14 protein-coding genes and 1 pseudogene are annotated in these 16753 nt (G+C 65.2%); 9 read left to right on the top strand and 6 right to left on the bottom strand.

Going from position 1 to position 16753, the window contains the following annotated elements:
• Positions 1-30: 30 nt before the first annotated feature.
• Together ubiB and ubiE are read right to left on the bottom strand one after the other, a co-directional pair.
• Complete coding sequence (gene ubiB, locus ACVWZM_RS17540) at positions 31-1605, bottom strand: 2-polyprenylphenol 6-hydroxylase (protein ID WP_076833825.1); 1575 nt, start codon at positions 1603-1605, stop codon at positions 31-33.
• Positions 1602-2364, bottom strand: a pseudogene (ubiE, locus tag ACVWZM_RS17535) (bifunctional demethylmenaquinone methyltransferase/2-methoxy-6-polyprenyl-1,4-benzoquinol methylase UbiE). Before ubiE ends, ubiB begins: the two are co-directional and overlap by 4 nt.
• A gap of 141 nt (positions 2365-2505) precedes the next feature.
• On the opposite strand from ubiE, the gene mutM reads away from it, so the two are divergent.
• The 3 genes from mutM to ggt all read left to right on the top strand — a co-directional run bounded on the left by mutM (position 2506) and on the right by ggt (position 5780).
• Positions 2506-3411 (top strand): bifunctional DNA-formamidopyrimidine glycosylase/DNA-(apurinic or apyrimidinic site) lyase, encoded by a 906-nt coding sequence (mutM, locus tag ACVWZM_RS17530; protein ID WP_057020428.1) that lies wholly within the window; start codon positions 2506-2508, stop codon positions 3409-3411.
• Positions 3412-3413: 2 nt separating this feature from the next.
• Positions 3414-3977 (top strand): GNAT family N-acetyltransferase, encoded by a 564-nt coding sequence (locus ACVWZM_RS17525; protein ID WP_253638175.1) that lies wholly within the window; start codon positions 3414-3416, stop codon positions 3975-3977.
• Between the two features lie 123 nt (positions 3978-4100).
• Entirely contained in the window at positions 4101-5780 is a 1680-nt protein-coding gene (gene ggt / locus ACVWZM_RS17520) for a gamma-glutamyltransferase (RefSeq protein WP_253640934.1), read from the top strand.
• Positions 5781-5936: 156 nt separating this feature from the next.
• On the opposite strand, the gene ACVWZM_RS17515 is transcribed toward ggt, so the two are convergent.
• On the bottom strand, positions 5937-7310 hold the full coding sequence (locus tag ACVWZM_RS17515) for a serine protease (protein WP_456854025.1): 1374 nt from the start codon (positions 7308-7310) through the stop codon (positions 5937-5939).
• 111 nt (positions 7311-7421) lie between these two features.
• Between ACVWZM_RS17515 and ACVWZM_RS17510 the strand changes: the two genes are divergently transcribed.
• The gene (locus ACVWZM_RS17510) at positions 7422-8225 is read left to right on the top strand and encodes a HesA/MoeB/ThiF family protein (RefSeq protein WP_253638173.1); all 804 of its coding nucleotides are present in this window, start codon (positions 7422-7424) and stop codon (positions 8223-8225) included.
• Between the two features lie 9 nt (positions 8226-8234).
• Here the strand turns inward: ACVWZM_RS17510 and ACVWZM_RS17505 are convergent, their stop codons facing one another.
• Positions 8235-9242 (bottom strand): aldo/keto reductase, encoded by a 1008-nt coding sequence (locus ACVWZM_RS17505; protein ID WP_253638172.1) that lies wholly within the window; start codon positions 9240-9242, stop codon positions 8235-8237.
• Between the two features lie 121 nt (positions 9243-9363).
• Here ACVWZM_RS17505 and ACVWZM_RS17500 point away from each other — a divergent pair, with 121 nt between their 5' ends.
• Positions 9364-10275, top strand: a complete 912-nt coding sequence (locus ACVWZM_RS17500; protein WP_168856647.1) for a LysR family transcriptional regulator — start codon at positions 9364-9366, stop codon at positions 10273-10275.
• Between the two features lie 588 nt (positions 10276-10863).
• On the opposite strand, the gene ACVWZM_RS17495 is transcribed toward ACVWZM_RS17500, so the two are convergent.
• Positions 10864-11868 (bottom strand): 2-hydroxyacid dehydrogenase, encoded by a 1005-nt coding sequence (locus ACVWZM_RS17495; protein ID WP_456854023.1) that lies wholly within the window; start codon positions 11866-11868, stop codon positions 10864-10866.
• Between the two features lie 345 nt (positions 11869-12213).
• On the opposite strand from ACVWZM_RS17495, the gene ACVWZM_RS17490 reads away from it, so the two are divergent.
• The gene (locus ACVWZM_RS17490) at positions 12214-12741 is read left to right on the top strand and encodes an SH3 domain-containing protein (protein ID WP_076824741.1); all 528 of its coding nucleotides are present in this window, start codon (positions 12214-12216) and stop codon (positions 12739-12741) included.
• Positions 12742-12813: 72 nt separating this feature from the next.
• Here ACVWZM_RS17490 and irrA read toward each other — a convergent pair whose 3' ends face one another.
• Positions 12814-13305: an iron response transcriptional regulator IrrA gene (irrA, locus tag ACVWZM_RS17485; protein WP_026192029.1), complete on the bottom strand. Its 492-nt coding sequence runs from the start codon at positions 13303-13305 to the stop codon at positions 12814-12816.
• A gap of 327 nt (positions 13306-13632) precedes the next feature.
• Between irrA and fabA the strand changes: the two genes are divergently transcribed.
• From fabA to fabV, 3 genes are all read left to right on the top strand, one after another.
• A complete protein-coding gene (gene fabA, locus ACVWZM_RS17480) occupies positions 13633-14154 on the top strand; it encodes a 3-hydroxyacyl-[acyl-carrier-protein] dehydratase FabA (protein WP_057015289.1) in 522 nt (173 codons plus the stop codon).
• A gap of 43 nt (positions 14155-14197) precedes the next feature.
• A complete protein-coding gene (gene fabB / locus ACVWZM_RS17475) occupies positions 14198-15421 on the top strand; it encodes a beta-ketoacyl-ACP synthase I (protein WP_456854021.1) in 1224 nt (407 codons plus the stop codon).
• Positions 15422-15499: 78 nt separating this feature from the next.
• Positions 15500-16672, top strand: coding sequence for an enoyl-ACP reductase FabV (gene fabV / locus ACVWZM_RS17470; RefSeq protein WP_456854019.1), 1173 nt, complete (start codon positions 15500-15502; stop codon positions 16670-16672).
• The last annotated feature ends 81 nt before the right edge of the window (positions 16673-16753 follow it).

The following is a 16753-nucleotide window of genomic DNA, read 5'->3' as shown; positions in this document are numbered from 1 at the left end:
CGATGCTATCATATGGTGCATGCATTGCAATCAGTGTGCCCGGATTGCGAAAAAGATCGCGATGGAGGCGATCGCAATGACCCAGAGGCCGACGGTCTGCACCCGAGCCTTGCGGGCCTCGGCGCGGGCCATTTCGTCGATCGAGTCCGAAGACAGCATGTGGCCCTCCAGCGTCATGGTCTCCAGCTGCTCGAGCACCGTGACGGCGCGGTTGGCGATCGACGGCAAGTTGGCGAGGATGCGGCCGAGCTCGCCCGCGCCTGAGATCGCGCCCTGGATGCGGCCGGCCGGGCCGAGATTCTGCGTGATCCATTCGCGCACCACGGGGTCGGCGATCTTCCAGATGTCGAGCTTCGGGTCGAAGCCGCGCGCCACCCCCTCGACCACCACCATGGTCTTCTGCAGCAGGATCAGCTCGGGGCGCGTCTGCATGTCGAACAGGCCGGTGACCTCGAGCAGAAGCGTCAGCAGCTTCGCCATCGAGATTTCCTCGGCGGTGCGGTTGTGGATCGGCTCGCCGATCGCGCGGATCGCCTGCGCGAAATTCTCCACCGAATGGTGGCCGGGCACGTAGCCGGCCTCGAAATGCACCTCGGCGACGCGGCGATAATCGCGGGTGATGAAGCCGAGCAGGATCTCGGCCAGGAAGCGCCGCTCCTTCAGCCCGAGCCGTCCCATGATGCCGAAATCCACGGCAACGAGCCGGCCGGCCTCGTCGAGGAACAAATTGCCGGGATGCATGTCGGCATGGAAGAAGCCGTCGCGCAGCGCGTGGCGCAGGAAGCTCTGGATCACCTTGCGGCCGAGATCGGGCAAATCGACCTTGGCCTGCGCCAGCCGGACGTGATCGTTCAGCGCGATGCCGTCGATCCACTCCATCGTCAGCACGCTGTGCGCGGTGCGATCCCAATCCACCGCGGGGACGCGGAAGTCCGGATCGCCGCGGGTGTTCTCGGCCATCTCGGACAGCGCGGCCGCCTCGAGCCGCAGATCCATCTCCATCGCGACCGAGCGCGACATCGTGTTGATGACCTCGATCAGGCGCAAGCGCCGCGCCTCGGCGGAATGCGCCTCGGCCTTGTGCGCGACAAAGAAGAAGTCGCTGAGGTCGCGGCGGAAGCGCGCGGCGACGTTGGGCCGGAGCACCTTGACCGCAACCTGATGCCGGACCCCGTCGCGCTCGATTTCGCCGCGATGCACCTGCGCGATCGAGGCCGCGGCAACCGCAGGGCCCAGATGCACAAAGGCCTGCGGCAGCGGCCGTTCCAGCGATTGCGTGATGACGGTTTCGGCCGCTTCCTGCGCGAACGGCGGCAGCCGGTCCTGCAGGGCTTCGAGATCGCGCGCCATCGCCACGCCGACCACGTCGGGCCGGGTGGCGAGGAATTGCCCGAGCTTGAGATAGGCCGGTCCGAGCCGCGTCAGTGCGCGCGACAACCGCGGACCTGACTTGGCGGAGCGGCGCTCGATCAGCCGCGCCAGCTTCAGCGCGAGCTGCCCGGGCGGCGGCACCAGCGCGGGATCGACGACGCCGAACACGCCCTCGCGCGCAAACACGAAACCGGCGCGGGCGAGGCGCGTGATGTGGGTCAGTGCAGAGATCACAAACGCCAGCCCGAATGCAGCGCCACGATGCCGCCGGAGAGGCTCTGCCACTTCACGCGGGCAAAGCCGGCGGCGCCGATCATCTCGGCGAACGCGTTCGGCCGCGGGAATTTGCGGATCGACTCGACGAGATATTGATAGGACTCGGCGTCACCGGTGACGGCGCGGCCGAGCGGCGGGGATCACCTTGAAGGAAAACAGATCGTAGATCTTGTCGAGGCCGGGCACGTCGACGGTGGAGAATTCCAGGCACAGGAAGCGGCTGCCCGGCTTGAGCACGCGATAGGCCTCGCGCAATGCGAGGTCGATCTGCGGCACGTTACGGATGCCGAATGCGATGGTGTAGGCGTCGAACGCGCGGTCGGCAAAACCCAGCGTTTCGGCGTTGCCCTCGACGAACGACACCCGGTCATCGAGGTGCTGCTTCGCGGCGCGCTCGCGGCCGACGGCGAGCATGTCGGCATTGATGTCGCAGACCGTGGCATGAAAGCCCGCGCCCGCGGTCTTGGCGGCCCGGAACGCGATGTCGCCGGTGCCGCCGGCGACGTCGAGCAGCGCGAACGGCCGGTCGCCCTTCGGCGGATCGAGCATCGTGATCATGACGTCCTTCCAGGCCCGGTGCAGGCCCGCCGACATCAGATCGTTCATCAGGTCGTAGCGGGACGCCACGCTGTGAAACACGTCGTTCACCAGCGTCTGCTTCTCGCCCAGGGGCACATCCCTGAAGCCGAAATGGGTGGTTTGATCCGGCCGATCCATCACTCAGAACTCTTACCCTTTTTGGTCGCGTTTTCTTCACGCGAACCGGTAGCCGCTTCGCTCGAAAAACGCTCCAGCCAAACCATAGCGCGGCGGCCGCAATGGCGCTATCACGTCACTTCCAAAAGGTGAATGCCTGCCATGCCGGAATTACCCGAAGTCGAGACCGTCCGCCGCGGCCTGCAACCGGCCATGGAGGGGTCCAGGATCCTCAAGGCCGAGGCTCGCCGCAAGGATTTGCGGTTTCCGTTTCAAAAAGACTTTATCGCCCGGCTGGAGGGCCGGACCATCACCGGGCTCGGCCGCCGTGCCAAATATCTGATGGCGGACCTGAACTCCGGCGACGTGCTGCTGATGCATCTGGGCATGTCGGGCTCGTTCCGCGTGCTGAAGCAGGACGGCGCGGCGACGCCGGGGCAATTCCACCATCCGCGCAGCGAGGATCGCGTGCATGATCACGTGGTGTTCCACATGTCGTCGGGCGCGGCCGTCGTCTTCAACGATCCGCGGCGCTTCGGCTATATGAAGATCATCGCGCGCAACGCGATCGAGGATGAGCCGCTCCTGAAAGGGCTCGGTCCCGAGCCGCTCGGCAACGAGTTCGACGCGGCGATGCTGGCGCGCTCCTGTCACAACAAGAAGACCAGCCTGAAGGCCGCGCTGCTCGATCAGCGCGTGGTGGCGGGACTTGGCAACATCTATGTCTGCGAGGCGCTGTTTCGTTCGCATCTGTCGCCGCGGCGATTGGCCGCGACGCTCGCGACCAAGTCCGGACAACGCAAGGGCGTTGCCGGGGGCGAGCCGACCGACCACGCCAGGCGGCTGGTCGACGCGATCCATTCGGTGCTCAACCAGGCGATCAAGGCCGGCGGCTCCTCGATCAGCGACCATCGATTGACCAACGGCGATCTCGGCTATTTCCAGCATTCGTTCCAGGTCTATGACCGCGAGGGCGAGACGTGCCGTACGTCGGGCTGCGAAGGTATTGTCAGGCGCTTCACCCAGAACGGCCGTTCGACGTTCTGGTGCCCGAAGTGCCAGAAGTAACAATGTTCGAGACCCCGCGCATCGAGACGCCACGCCTGATCCTGCGGCCGCTTGCGCTGTCGGATGCCGCGGCGATCCAGAGTCACTTCAACAATTGGAATGTGATCAAGACTCTCGCCACGGTGGTGCCGTGGCCTTATCCCGGCGACGGCGCGGAAAGCTTTATCAGGCGCGAGCTCGACAAGATCGCGGCCGGAGAGGAAAGCTATCAATGGTCACTGGTGTTGCGTGCCCGCGATGGCGAGGCGATCGGCAACATCAATTTCCGGCCGCGCGCCGACGGCCGCAAGGGCAATCGCGGATTCTGGCTCGCTGAGCCGTATTGGAATCAGGGCCTCATGACCGAGGCGATCGCGGCGGTGAACGATTTCGCCTTCCTGGCGCTCGGCCTCGATCACTTCCATGTCTGCAACGCGCCGTCCAACGTCGGCTCGCGCCGGGTCAAGCAGAAGACCGGAGCCGAATTCGTCGGCTTCGTCGAGCTTCCGCACCACAATGGCGAATCCAGAGCGGAGAAGTGGAAGGTGACGCGCGAGACCTGGTTGCGCGATCGCGCGAAGCCGTGACGTTATTTGCGAATACCGCCGCGAGGAAAATCGCGGCGCCTTGACCGTGCACGCGCGGCCGGAGAACATGGCTCCGATCGCTCCATCAAGAACGAGAACACAATGGCGATGAACGGCATGTCGATGAATGACGCCTGGCGCGACCGCGCCGCGACAAGTTTTCAATGCGAGAAGCAGCCGGCCACCAGCAGCCGCGGCATGGTGGTGAGCAATCATCCGCTGGCATCGAGCGCGGGCGCCGAGATGTTGGCTGCCGGCGGCAATGCGATCGATGCGGCGATCGCCACCTTGTTCACGCTGACCGTGGTCGAGCCGATGATGGTCGGCATCATCGGCGGCGGCATGGCGCATATTCGTCTCGCCGACGGCAGCCATCGCTTCATCGACGGCCAGAGCACGGTGCCGAACGCGGTGCGGCCGGACACCTACACTTCGAAGCCAGGATCGGCGCACGACGTGTTCGACACCGTCGGCAACGAGAATTTGAACGGGCCGAAAGCGGTCGCGGTGCCGGGCTCGCTGAAAGCCTGGTGCGAAACGCTGCGCCGCTTCGGCACCATGAGCCTTGCCGATGTGATGCAGCCCGCGATCAAGCACGCCGCGCGCGGCTATGCGGCGACGCCCTATTTGCATGAATGCATCACCGACGGCGCCGAGGAGATGCTGAAGGACAAGCCGATCTCGGCGATCTATCTGCCTGATGGCACGCCGCTGAAGCCCGGCGAGCGCGTGGTGCAGGCGGAATATGCCGAGACGCTGAAATACATCGCCGATCATGGCGACAACGCGCTCTACCAGGGGCCGCTTGGCGACATCCTGGTCGACTACATGAAAAAGAGCGGCGGCTTCATCGCGCAGGAGGATCTCGCGACCTACAAGACCGTCGAGCGGCAGCCGATCCGCTGCGACTACCGCGGCTGGGAAATCCTCGGGCCTCCGCCGCCCGCGGCATCGGGCGTGCATATCACGCAGATGCTCAACATCCTCGAGGGCTATGACATCGCGCGGCTCGGCTTCGGCACGACCGAGACGATCCATTATCTTGCCGAGGTGCTGAAGATCGCCTTTGCCGACCGCGCGGCCGCGAGCGGCGATCCCGCCTATATCAACGTGCCGGTGGAGCGGTTGACCTCGAAGGCCTATGCCGAGGAGCGCCGCCGCGCGATCGATCCCGACCGCGCGCAAGCCTGGAGCGCCGGCGTCACCCAGCTCGAAAGCGCGCACACCACGCACATGACCGCGGCGGATGCGATGGGCAATGTGGTCGCGACCACCCAGACCATCAACAATCTGTTCGGCGCCAAGATCCTGATCCCGGGCCTCGGCACCGTGCCGAACAACTACATGAACCTGTTCGATCCGCGGCCGGGACACGCGCTGTCGCTGGCCGCCGGCAAGCGCGTCACCACCTCGATGTCGCCGATGATGGCGCTGCGCGACGGCAAGCTCGCCTACGCGCTCGGCCTGCCCGGCGGCAAGCGCATCTTCCCGAGCGCGATGCAGGCGCTGATCAATCTGATCGACCACGGCATGAGCCTGCAGGAGGCGGTCGAGGCGCCGCGGGTCTGGACCGAGGGCAATGCGCTGGAGGTCGAGCAGGCGGTGCCGGAGGCTGTCCGCGCCGCGCTATCAGCCAAGGGCCACAAGGTGCAGGTCGTGCCGACGGTGGCCGGCGGCATGAACGCGATCCAGTTTCACGCCGACGGCACGATGTCGGGCGCAGCCTGCTGGCGCGCCGACGGCACCCCGGTCGGCATTGCCGGCGGCCTCGCGCGCGCCGGGGTGCGCTTTGCGTTGAGGTGAGGTTGGTTAGGCTCCCTCGCCCCGCTCTCGCGGGGAGAGGGTGGGGTGAGGGGCTCACTCCACGAGGTGGTGTCCATTGATGGACCTGTACCCCCTCACCCGGATTGCATCTGGCGATGCAATCCGACCTCTCCCCGCAAGCGGGGCGAGGTAACTCTACTTCCTGACGCAGATCACGCGGACCACGGCGGCCTTGGCGTCTGCCGAGTCGCCCGACGCGGTGACGCCGTGCGCCTTCAGGAAGCTGCGCACCGTGTCGGCCGGCACCAGCGCGGCCTGCGCCGGCGGCGCCGCGTTTGCGGGGCCTGCAACGATGACGGGTTTCAGCACCGCGATCCCGGCAAACCTGCCGCCGCTATCGGTCGCCGCTGCGCCGGAGAACCCGAGCGCCGGCGCCGGTGACAGCGCCTGATCGCCGCCGCCGATCTGTGCGGCCGAAGCCTTCACGCTGCTCGCGGCCGCTCCGCCGCCCTGGTTCTGCGGATCGGCAATCCCGGTGATGTCGAGCGCGGTCTGCGTCGCCTGGCCTGCGATATTGAGCGGCTTCAGCCCGCGCGCGCCATAGATGCGCAGCAGCGCGAGATCGTGATCCCTGTCCTCGGCGACCCGATCGGCATTGCCGTAGCCCGGGATCGTCAGCGTGATGCAGTCGTCGGTCGCCACGCGATCGGTAACGATGGCGCCGTCGTCGCTGACCACTACGCCGGTGCCATATTCGACGGTCTTGCGCGGCGGCGGACCGGCCTGCACGGCGGACGGAAAGGCGTTGAAGGCGCTCGACATCGCGATCACCACCGGCTCGACCGTGGTCTGCATCGCCTGGTCATAGAGGATGGTGAGGATGCGGACCTCGTCGCCCTTCAAGGTGCCGCGCAGATAGAACTTCTTCAGGCCCTGCATGCCCGACAGCACGAAGAAATCCGGCTTCACCACGGTGTAGTCGATGGTGCGCCCGGCCGGCTCCTTCCTTTCCTGCTCGGCAAGCTTTGCGGTGGCGGGGCTTGCTTCCTTGCGCCGGGTCAGCAGCACCTGGACGGTGCCGGTCGGCGAGGTCCATTTGGCGCCAGAAGCGTCGCTGGTGAGCTGCGGCACCAGCTTTGTGGGAATGCCGAGCCGCGCCCCGGTGGCCGGCTCGGTGACGATCCGCCAGCCGACACCTTCCTGCTTCCGCCGCGCCGTGTCGGCGAGCACGCCGCGCTCCTGCGGATTCAGCACCCCGGTCGGCTTGCCGCCGCGCTTCTTCTGGAATTCCTTGATCGCATTGACCATGCGCTCGCTGACGTCGCCGGTAATGGCGCCGTTATATTCGCCGACCCAGGCGAGGTCGGATTGCAGCGCCAGCCGCTCGGCCTGCGCCATCGCGCCAGCGGTATCCTCCGGCTTCTGCAGCCCGGGGCGTATCGGCACCGTCGCCACGGTTTTCGGCTTCGCCCCCGCCGTCGAGGGCGGCGTCATCTGGGCCTGCGCCATGCCCATCCCTGTGACCGTAATGGAAGCGGCCATCAATGTTGCCGAAAGCACCGATCTCATGACAAATCCGGGGGGAATGACTGACACCATTGACGTCCAGGCAATTAAGCACATCTGCTTGGTCGGCAACAACCGCGCTCCGGTTCAGGGAACAGCGCGCAGGACACCGCAATGCTGAGTGCCGACGAGCTTGAACGCTATGCCCGCCATATCGTGCTGCGCGAGGTGGGCGGTCCCGGCCAGAATGCGCTGAAAAAAGCGTCGGTGCTGGTGATCGGCGCCGGCGGCCTCGGCGCGCCGGTGCTGATGTATCTGGCGGCAGCCGGTGTTGGCCGGCTCGGCGTGATCGATGACGATATCGTCTCGCTCTCCAATTTGCAGCGCCAGATCATCCATGCGACGTCTGATATCGGCAAGCGCAAGGTCGACAGCGCGGCGGCACAGATCCATGCGCTCAATCCGCATGTGACGTTCGAGGCGCATTCGATGCGGCTCACCGCCGACAATGCGATGGCGCTGATCGCGAACTACGACCTCGTGCTCGACGGCTCCGACAATTTCGAGACCCGCTATCTCGTCGCCGATGCCTGCTTCCTCGCGAAGCGGCCGCTGATCACGGCCGCACTGGGCCAGTTCGACGGTTCGCTGACCACGATCCGCGCGCATGAGAAGAATGCGGACGGCGTGTTCAATCCGACCTATCGCTGCCTGTTTCCGGAGGCGCCGCCGCCGGGCACGGTGCCGGCCTGCGCCGAGGCCGGCGTGATGGGCGCGCTCGCCGGCGTCCTGGGGTCGATGATGGCGCTGGAGGCGATCCGCGAGATCGTCGGCTTCGGCGAGGGCCTGGTCGGCCGCCTCCTGATGGTGGATGCGCGCGCGATGCGGTTCGAAACCCTGCGCTACGCGCGCGATTCGCAGAACCCGCTCAATGGCGATGGGCCTGTCATCACTGACCTCAGCGCCCATCGCACCTGATTGCTGCCGTTATCTGCTGGCCGGCTTCTCGCTGTCGAGATGCGCCATCTGCTCGGCCGCATAGCGCGTGCCGGCAGCGATATCCGGCGGGAAGGCTTTCGCCAGCGCCGCGAGATGAGCTTGCGTCAGCGTCAGCCTGGTCGCGCCGAGCGCTTCGGCAAGACGGTTGCGGGTGCGGGCGCCGACCAGCGGCACGATCTCCTTGCCCTGCGCCGCGACCCAGGCAATCGCGACCTGCGCCGGCGTCGCCCCGATCTCGGCGGCAACGGCGCGCAACTGCTCGACCAGCGCGAGATTGGCATCGAGGTTCGCGCCCTGGAAGCGCGGCGTCATCAGCCGGTAGTCCCTGCCGATCTTGCCGGACTCCTTCGACCAGTGGCCGCTGATCAGCCCGCGCGACAGCACGCCGTAGGCTGTGATGCCGATGCCAAGCTCGCGGCAGGTCGTCAGGATATCGCGCTCGATACCACGCTCGATCAGCGAGTATTCGATCTGGAGATCGACGATCGGATGCACGGCATGAGCACGGCGGATGGTGTCGGAGCCGACCTCGGACAGGCCGATATGTCTGATGTAGCCGGACTTCACCAGATCGGCGATGCCGCCGATCGTCTCCTCGATCGGAACGTTGGGATCGAGACGTGCCGGGCGATAGATGTCGATGTAGTCGGTGCCGAGACGTTGCAGCGAATAGGCGAGAAAATTCTTCGTAGCGGCCGGTCGGGTGTCCATTCCGGCGAATTCACCCGCGGGGCCGCGCAACGCGCCGAACTTGACGCTGATCTGCAGCCGGTCGCGCGCGACGTCCTTCAGGGCTTCCTGCACCAGCATCTCGTTGTGGCCCATGGCGTAGAAGTCGCCGGTATCCAGCAGCGTGATGCCGGCATCGAGCGCCGCGTGCACGGTGGCGATGCTCTCGCCGCGATCGGCCGGGCCATAGACCTCGGACATGCCCATGCAGCCGAGGCCGAGGGCCGCGACGGTGGGCCCGGTTGAGCCGAGTTTGCGTGTGTCCATGTGGATGTTCCTCGAACGTTTGCGGCGGAAAATCCGTCGCCAAATGCCGAGGTGATATGGGCCGGCCAGCTTTCGCCGATAAGCTGGACAATCCCGAATGGCTTGTTCACTATATCGAACAATGCAGAATTTCGACCTTCGCGACCTCGACGCCTTCGTGGCGGTGGCGCGCACGCGCAATTTCCGGCGTGCGGCGCTCGAGCAGCGCGTCTCGGTTTCCAGCCTCAGCCAGCGCCTGCGCGACATGGAAGAGCGGCTCGGCGTCCGCCTGATGAACCGCACCACCCGCAGCGTCGCGCTGACCGAGGCCGGCGAACTGCTGCTTGCCCGTGTCGCGCCGGCCATGGTCAACGTCGCCGATGCGATCACCGAGGTGCGCGGCCTGCGCGCCGAGCCGTCGGGGCGGTTGCGCATCAACGCGCCGCCGCCCGCGGTCGATCTGGTGCTGGCGCCGATGATCGCGCCGTTCCTCGCCAGATATCCGCGGGTCGAGCTCGACGTCGTTGCGGAGAGTGCGTTCGTGGACATCGTCGCGCAGGGCTTTGACGCCGGCGTGCGTTACGGCGAGCACCTGGCACAGGACATGGTCGCGGTTCCGCTTGGCGCGCCGCAACGTTACGCGATCGTGGCGTCCAGCGCGTATGTCGCAAAGCACGGCCGGCCGATGCATCCGAAAGATCTGCTGGCGCACCCCTGCATCCGCAGCCGCTTCAGCAACGGCGTGATGTTCGATTGGGAGTTCGAGAAGAACGGCCGCGTGGTGAAGATTTCGCCGCCGGCCAGGCTGACCGCGACCCATCTCGGCCTTGCGCTGCGCGCGGTTCATGACGGCGTCGGCTACTGGGCGACGTTCGAGGGCTATGTCCGCTACGGCGTCAAATCCGGTGCGCTGGTCAGCGTGCTCGACGACTGGTGCCCGCCATTCGACGGACCGTTCCTCTATTATCCGAGCCGTCGCCAGCCGCCGCCGGCGCTCGCTGCGTTCGTGTCATTCGTCGCCGACTGGCGCAAGCAGGCGCGACGGAAGAAGTAGAGCAGGACCTCGCCACATCGTCGTCCCGGCCTTGAGCCGGGACCCGTACCCACAAATGCGGATTGCCTTGCAACGCTGGGGCCACAGCCCTCGCAACAACGAGGCCCTGCGGTTATGGGTCCCTGCTTTCGCATGCTTTCGCAGGGACGACACCGAATGCGTGATTACAGCATGCGCCTCGCCGGCCGCACCGGCTCCTTTGCATGGGGTTGTTTTCGATATTTTGGCAGCGCGCCCCTGCGACGGCAGGGCTGTCGCGTGTGACTACCCACGTCCCGTAGCCCGGATGGAGCGAAGCGTAATCCGGGGCGGCCTATCCGCGGATACAGGCCCCGGATTTCGCTGCGCTCCATCCCTGCTACAGATCTCTCTTCTCCTTCCGCCTGAAAGGGGGAAGGTCGGGATGGGGGTCAGCCACATGCACCGTCGCTCGTGGAGAGAGATGATCCCCACCCGCTTTGCTCTGGCGAGCAAAGCGACCTCCCCTTTTCAAGGGGAGGTTATGGAAAGAAGCGGTCCGGATTGCGCGGAGCCTGTCATCGGGCGCGCGTTCGCGCGACCCGTTGGCTCCATCCGGGCTACGAGCGCTTACAGCATGCTCGGCAGCACGCGATCCGGCGGCTTGTGGGCGTCGAGGAAGGTTCGGATGTTGATGATCACCTTCTCGCCCATCTCGACGCGGCCTTCGATGGTGGCCGAACCCATATGCGGCAGCAGCGTCACCTTGCCGGCCTTGGCGAGCCGCACCAGCTTCGGGTTCACCGCGGGCTCGTGCTCATAGACGTCGAGGGCTGCGCCGCCGATATCGCCGGCTTCGATCAGCTTGATCAGCGTGTCCTCGTCGATCACCTCGCCGCGCGCGGTGTTGACGACATAGGCCTCTTTCCGGATCAGCTTGAGCCGCCGCGCCGAGAGCAGGTGATAGGTGGCCGGCGTGTGCGGGCAATTCACCGAGATGATGTCCATCCGCGCCAGCATCTGGTCGAGGCTTTCCCAATAGGTCGCCCCGAGCTCTTCGGCGATCATAGGCGCCACCGGGCGGCGGTTGTGATAGTGGATCTGCAGGCCGAAGGCGCGGGCACGGCGCGCCACGGCCTGGCCGATGCGGCCCATGCCGACGATGCCGAGCCTCTTTCCAGCGATGCGGTGGCCGAGCATCCAGGTCGGCGACCAGCCCGCCCAATGCTGCTTGCCTTCGGTCAGGATCGAGGCGCCCTCGATCAGGCGCCGCGGCACCGCCAGGATCAGCGCCATGGTCATGTCGGCAGTGTCCTCGGTCAGCACCTTCGGGGTGTTGGTCACCGTGATGCCGCGGGCATGCGCCGCGGCGACATCGATATTGTCGACGCCGTTGCCGAAATTGGCGATCATCTTCAGCTTGCAGTCGGGCTGATTGATCACGTCTTCGCGGATCATGTCGGTCACGGTCGGCACCAGCACGTCGGCGGTTCGCGCCGCCTCGGCGATCTGCTCCGGCGTCATCGGCGTGTCGTCGAGATTCAATTTGGCGTCGAACAGCTCGCGCATCCGGGTCTCGATCGAGTCCGGCAGCTTGCGGGTGACGACGACGAGAGGCTTTTTCTTCACCGACATGTCCTGCTTTCATGACGCGCGGCTTGCCAAAAAGCAAACCGTTGAGGCCTCATTAACCCGGTTGTTCGACACTGCTGATAGCCGCGCTGTCCCGGCGTTTCCTTCGCGTTTCCTAGGGTTCCCCGATACTTGCCCCGGCTCTTCGCCAAGGCGAAACGACGGGCAAATTCGGGTGTTCTGGCTCTCAGGCGTTCCGTCCTCTCTAGCAGAAGGCCGGGCCAAGACAAGAACCCCTCGGACTTGCAGTGCGGGAGCGAACGGCGCAGGCGCAGGGGCCTTCGGGCGTGGTTTGGGTTGCAATTCGCCGAGTGCCGATTGGGCATCTCGGCAGGAGACGGGTTGATGGTGGCGTTCTGGCGTTTCAGTTCATTGGTGGCGCTGGTCGGTAGCATGCTGAGCGCGTCGGTCATGCCCGGACATTCCGCCAAGGATTTGAGCCCCACCACCAGTGGCCTGCCGATCCCGCGCTATGTCAGCCTGAAGTCGGATCACGTGAACGTCCGGGCCGGCCCGACCAAGGACAATGACGTCGCCTGGGTCTACACCCGGTCGGGGCTGCCGGTCGAAATCACCGCCGAGTTCGAGAACTGGCGCCGGGTGCGCGATTCCGAGGGTGCCGAAGGCTGGGTCTATCACTCCCTGCTGTCCGGCCGCCGCACCGCCGTCGTCACGATGAAGAACAAGGACGATCTGGCCTCGCTCTACGACCGTCCCGATGCCACCAGCGCGATCGCGGCGCGCCTGCAGGCCGGAGTCGTCGCGCAGGTGAAGAAATGCGCCAATAACTGGTGCCGGGTCACCGGCAGCGGGTTCGACGGCTGGATCGAGCAGCAGCGCCTCTGGGGCGTCTACGCCGACGAGAAGGTGGATTGAGCTTCCCCGACCGCAAATGAAAATGGCCGGGACGAGCCCGGCCATCACAACTCAAATCGACGGTAAGACGGTTTAGCGCTTCTTGCGCAGCCGCACCACCATATCGACGCGGGAGATTTCGTAGCCTTCGGGCACGTCGGGCATCTTCGACAGCACGAGGTTCGGGTCGGGAATGTCGACCAACTCGTGGTTATGCTCGAGATAAAAGTGGTGGTGCGTCGACACGTTGGTATCGAAATAGGTTTTCGTGCCGTCGACGCTGACCTGGCGCAGCAGGCCGGCGTCGGTCAGCTGGTTCAGGGTGTTGTAGACGGTCGCCAGCGACACCGGAACCTTGGCCAGCGTGGCTTCCTCGTACAGCATTTCAGCGGTCAGGTGGCGGGCACCCTTGCCGAACAGCAGCCAGCCCAGCGCCATGCGCTGACGGGTCGGCCGCAGACCGGCAGACTGCAACATCTCGTTGACGTCATGCCACGGACAGCCGGTCAGGGCAGGGTGGTGACCAGCGCCCCGCGCAGCCGGGTGCACGGCATCATCGTTCACAGCCGGTACTTCCTCGTTCATATCCACTCTATGCACCCAACTCAGGCAATATTCCTGATAAATATAAAAAGGATGCCTATCAGATGCAAGTTTTTCGCAACTAGAACGAATCCAAGCTGCGGTAGAAACTTAAGGAGAAGCGGTCATTTATCCTCGGAATGCCGCTTTGCCGCCCAGTTGGCGCTATGTTAGAGAGCGCGCGGACCACATATGCGCTTTCGGCAGAGATAACGGGCCGTAGCGTACCCAGGTAGCGCCAAGATGCGGGACGGGTTATTCCGGTTCCCGTGGGTAGATCAAGGTCCGACCAAGCAAAGCGCTCATCGGGACATCAGAGGTGGAAAGAGGATGCTGGATCGGCGCGGCGGTTACGAATACGAGGATTTGCTGGCTTGCGGGCGGGGCGAGCTTTTCGGTCCCGGCAACGCCCAGTTGCCGCTGCCGCCGATGCTCATGTTCGATCGCATCAGCGAGATTTCGGAGAATGGCGGCGAGTTCGGCAAGGGGCTGGTGCGCGCCGAGCTCGAGGTGAAACCGGATCTCTGGTTCTTCGGCTGCCATTTCAAGAATGATCCGGTGATGCCGGGCTGCCTCGGCCTCGATGCCATGTGGCAAATGGTCGGCTTTTACCTCGGCTGGATCGGTGGCGAAGGTCGTGGCCGCGCGCTCGGCCTCGGCGAGCTGAAGTTCTCCGGACAGGTGCTGCCGCAAGCGCGCAAGGTTGTGTACAACATCGATATCAAGCGCGTGATGCGGTCAAAGCTCGTGCTTGGAATTGCCGACGGGTGGCTTTCCATGGACGACGAGATTATCTATCGCGCCAAGGACTTGAAGGTCGGGTTGTTCAAGCAGGGCACGGCTCCATCTTGAGCAGGATCATCATGCGGCAACATAAAGGCAGGGCGAGGCGAACATGAGGCGGGTTGTCATCACGGGGATGGGTATTGTCTCGTCCATCGGTAACAACACCCAGGAAGTGCTTGCGAGCCTCTACGAGGCGAAGTCGGGCATTTCGCGCGCGGAGAAGGCCGCCGAACTCGGCTTCCGTTCGCAGGTGCACGGTGCGCCGACACTCAATCCTGCCGAGGTGATCGATCGCCGCGCGATGCGGTTCCTTGCCGAAGGTGCGGCGTGGAATCACGTTGCGATGGAACAGGCGATCCGCGACTCGGGCCTCGAGGAAAACGAAGTCTCCAACATCCGCACCGGCATCATCATGGGATCCGGCGGTCCGTCGACGCGCACGCTGGTGGAGGCCGCCGACATCGCGCGCGCCAAGGGCCCGAAGCGGGTCGGTCCGTTCGCAGTGCCGAAGGGCATGTCCTCGACCGCGTCGGCGACGCTCGCCACCTGGTTCAAGATCAAGGGCGTGAACTATTCGATCTCGTCGGCCTGCGCGACGTCGAACCATTGCATCGGCAACGCCTATGAGACGATCCAGATCGGCAAGCAGGATGTCATCTTCGCCGGCGGCTGCGAGGAACTCGACTGGACGCTGTCGGTGCTGTTCGACGCCATGGGCGCGATGTCCTCGAAATACAACGACACGCCCGCCACCGCCTCGCGTCCTTACGATCTCAACCGCGACGGCTTCGTCATCGCGGGCGGCGCGGGTGTCGTGGTGCTGGAAGAGCTCGAGCATGCCAAGGCGCGCGGTGCCAGGATCTATGGCGAGGTCGTCGGCTACGGCGCAACCTCCGACGGCTACGACATGGTGGCGCCGTCGGGCGAGGGCGCCGAGCGCTGCATGCGCATGGCGATGTCGACGGTGAACACGCCGGTCGATTACATCAATCCGCACGCCACTTCGACGCCCGCCGGCGATCCGCCGGAGATCGAGGCGATCCGCAAGGTGTTCGGCACCGGCGACAGGTGCCCGCCGATCTCGGCGACCAAGGCGCTGACCGGCCACTCGCTCGGCGCCACCGGCGTGCAGGAAGCGATCTATTCGCTGCTGATGCTGAACAACGGCTTCATCTGCGAGAGCGCGCATATCACCGAACTCGATCCGGTGTTTGCCGACATGCCGATCGTGCGCAAGCGCATCGACAACGCCAAGCTCAACACCGTGCTGTCGAACTCGTTCGGCTTCGGCGGCACCAACGCGACGCTGGTGTTCAGGCGGCTTGACGCGTGATTTCGCCTCTCCTCGCTTGCTGAAGGACATCCGCGGGCAGCGAATGGGAACATTGCAACGATCCGGAATGGGGTGGGAATGATTATTGAACCGCGCGTGCGAGGCTTCATCTGCACGACGGCACATCCCGTCGGCTGCGCCACGAATGTCCGCGAACAGATCGCCTATATTCTGAAGCAGGGTCCGGTCGCCGACTGCCCGAAGCGCGTTGCCGTGCTGGGCTGCTCGACGGGGTATGGCCTCGCGAGCCGCATCGTCGCGACCTTCGCCGGCGGCGCCGATACGATCGGCGTGTCGCTGGAGCGCGAGCCGTCGGAAAAGAGAAGCGCCAGCGCCGGCTGGTACAACAACCGCGCCTTCGAGATCGAGGCCCAGAAGATCGGACGCTCGCCGCTCACGCTGGAGGGCGACGCCTTCTCCGACGAGCTGAAGGCGACCTTCATCGAGCGCGTGCGCGAGAAATTCGGGCAGCTCGACCTCCTGGTCTACAGCATGGCCGCTCCGGTCCGCACTGATCCCGACACCGGCAAGACCTATCGTTCGGTGATCAAGCCGCTGGGCGCCCCGGTCGAGATCAAGACGCTCGACACCGAGACCGGCGAGGTGTTCCAGACCACGCTCGAACCGGCCAGCGAGGAGCAAACCGCGGCCACCGTCGCGGTGATGGGCGGCGACGACTGGAAGCGCTGGATCGACCAGCTCGCGGATGCCGGCGTTTTGGCGCCGGGCTTCCAGACGCTCAACTACACCTATATCGGCAGCGAACTGACCTGGCCGATCTACTGGAACGGCACGCTCGGCCGCGCCAAGGTCGATCTCGACAGCAAGGCGGAAGCGATCCGCGGCCGGCTCGGTGCGGACGCCGCCCGCGTCGTCGCGCTGAAGGCCGTGGTCACCCAGGCGAGCTCGGCGATTCCGGTGGTGCCGCTCTATGGCACCGTGCTGTTCAAGGTGATGAAGCAGCTCGGGCTTCACGAAGGCTGCATCGAGCAGATTGATCGCCTGTTCCGGACGAAGCTCGGTAAGGGCGTCGCGCTCGATGACGCGCAGCGCGTCCGGGTCGACGATTGGGAGCTTTCCCCCGAAGTGCAGACGGAAGTGTCGCGGCGCTGGCCACTGCTCACCACCGAGACGCTCGGCGAGTTGGCCGATCTCGGCGAGTACAAGAGCCAGTTCCTGCGCCTGTTCGGCTTCGGCATCGACGGCGTCGACTATACGCAGGATGTCGATCCCCGCGTCGTGCCGGGTTAGGCCGTTCGGGAAACATCGCAATCACAGCTTCGTAGCCCGGATGGAGCGCAGCGCAACCCGGGACAGTCCCTCTGTGGCAGA

The organism is Bradyrhizobium sp. USDA 4501, assembly GCF_054062115.1.
This window is presented reverse-complemented; position numbering and strand designations above follow the sequence as displayed.

What these genes read in the sequence shown, in the direction of transcription:
- mutM (WP_057020428.1), top strand. Translation starts at nt 2,506, where the DNA reads ATGCCGGAATTACCCGAAGTCGAGACCGTCCGCCGCGGCCTGCAACCG.
- ACVWZM_RS17525 (WP_253638175.1), top strand. Translation starts at nt 3,414, where the DNA reads ATGTTCGAGACCCCGCGCATCGAGACGCCACGCCTGATCCTGCGGCCG.
- ggt (WP_253640934.1), top strand. Translation starts at nt 4,101, where the DNA reads ATGAATGACGCCTGGCGCGACCGCGCCGCGACAAGTTTTCAATGCGAG.
- ACVWZM_RS17515 (WP_456854025.1), bottom strand. Translation starts at nt 7,310, where the DNA reads ATGAGATCGGTGCTTTCGGCAACATTGATGGCCGCTTCCATTACGGTC.
- ACVWZM_RS17510 (WP_253638173.1), top strand. Translation starts at nt 7,422, where the DNA reads ATGCTGAGTGCCGACGAGCTTGAACGCTATGCCCGCCATATCGTGCTG.
- ACVWZM_RS17505 (WP_253638172.1), bottom strand. Translation starts at nt 9,242, where the DNA reads ATGGACACACGCAAACTCGGCTCAACCGGGCCCACCGTCGCGGCCCTC.
- ACVWZM_RS17500 (WP_168856647.1), top strand. Translation starts at nt 9,364, where the DNA reads ATGCAGAATTTCGACCTTCGCGACCTCGACGCCTTCGTGGCGGTGGCG.
- ACVWZM_RS17495 (WP_456854023.1), bottom strand. Translation starts at nt 11,868, where the DNA reads ATGTCGGTGAAGAAAAAGCCTCTCGTCGTCGTCACCCGCAAGCTGCCG.
- irrA (WP_026192029.1), bottom strand. Translation starts at nt 13,305, where the DNA reads ATGAACGAGGAAGTACCGGCTGTGAACGATGATGCCGTGCACCCGGCT.
- fabA (WP_057015289.1), top strand. Translation starts at nt 13,633, where the DNA reads ATGCTGGATCGGCGCGGCGGTTACGAATACGAGGATTTGCTGGCTTGC.
- fabB (WP_456854021.1), top strand. Translation starts at nt 14,198, where the DNA reads ATGAGGCGGGTTGTCATCACGGGGATGGGTATTGTCTCGTCCATCGGT.
- fabV (WP_456854019.1), top strand. Translation starts at nt 15,500, where the DNA reads ATGATTATTGAACCGCGCGTGCGAGGCTTCATCTGCACGACGGCACAT.